The following is a 1,182-nucleotide window of genomic DNA, read 5'->3' on the forward strand; positions in this document are numbered from 1 at the left end:
TACTTTCTTTAGCTATTTTTGATGATTTGGGTGCTATTGTTATTATTGCTTTGTTTTATACAGATCAGCTTTCAGCTTTAGCAATTATTATTTGTTTGTTTTGTATATTTGCTCTGCTTTTGTTAAATTATTATCACATCACCCATCTTTCTTTGTACGTGTTGGTAGGTGTTGTGTTGTGGATAGCTATGCTTAAAAGTGGAGTGCATGCAACTTTAGCGGGTGTAATCATAGCTTTATTTATCCCTCTTGATACTAAAAATAAAAAACCCTATCTTCATGAAGTGCATAAGGATTTAAACCCTTGGGTGGTTTATTTTATTTTGCCTTTATTTGCTTTTGCAAATGCGGGTATTGATTTAAGAGATATGCATCTTGGTTCAGTATTTTCTCCTGTAAGTCTTGGGATTATTTTAGGACTATTTTTAGGAAAACAACTAGGGGTTTTTGGATTTTGTTATTTGGCTATAAAATTAAAGCTTGCAAAATTACCTGAAAATATTAAATATGGAAAATTTTATGGTATATGTATTTTAACAGGCATCGGTTTTACGATGAGCTTGTTTATTGATGGTTTGGCTTATAAAAATAGTGATATTTTTGAATATGCGGATAAACTTGCTATTTTAGTAGCTAGTTTTTTAAGTGCCATTGTTGGTTTTATTTATCTTAAGATTATTAAATGAATAATATAGTACATAAATTAAGAACTTTAGTTTTAAATGAGGCTTTTGGCGGCGTTTTACTTATAGTTTGCACTTTGCTTGCTTTGCTTGTGCAAAACGGGTCTTTTAGCGAACATTATCGAGAATTTCTAAATTTAAAAGTCGGATTTAGTGTAGGTGAATTTGAGCTTAACAAGCCTTTTTTACTTTGGATAAATGATGGGCTTATATCTATATTTTTCTTTGCTATAGGGCTTGAGCTTAAGAAGGAATTTTTGCACGGAGATTTTAAAAATCCTAAAAATATTGTTTTGCCTTTTATGGGGGCATTGGGTGGTATACTTATACCTGCTTTAATATTTGCTATAGTCAATATAGGCGATGCTTACACTTTAAAAGGATGGGCTATTCCAACGGCTACAGATACTGCATTTGCTTTAGCTATTTTGATGATGTGTGGCAAACATATTCCATCAAGTTTAAAAATTTTCTTACTTTCTTTAGCTATTTTTGATGA

2 protein-coding genes are annotated in these 1,182 nt (G+C 31.0%); both read left to right on the forward strand.

What is annotated here, in order from left to right; translation table 11 throughout:
* The coding region (locus tag CCO88_RS09665) for a Na+/H+ antiporter NhaA (RefSeq protein ID WP_002782784.1) at positions 1-686 on the forward strand (686 nt) is incomplete at its 5' end.
* The coding region (locus CCO88_RS09670; RefSeq protein WP_002782783.1) for a Na+/H+ antiporter NhaA at positions 683-1,182 on the forward strand (500 nt) is incomplete at its 3' end. The genes CCO88_RS09665 and CCO88_RS09670, both read left to right, overlap by 4 nt.

It is taken from the genome of Campylobacter coli LMG 9860 (genome assembly GCF_000254135.1).
GTDB lineage: Bacteria > Campylobacterota > Campylobacteria > Campylobacterales > Campylobacteraceae > Campylobacter_D > Campylobacter_D coli.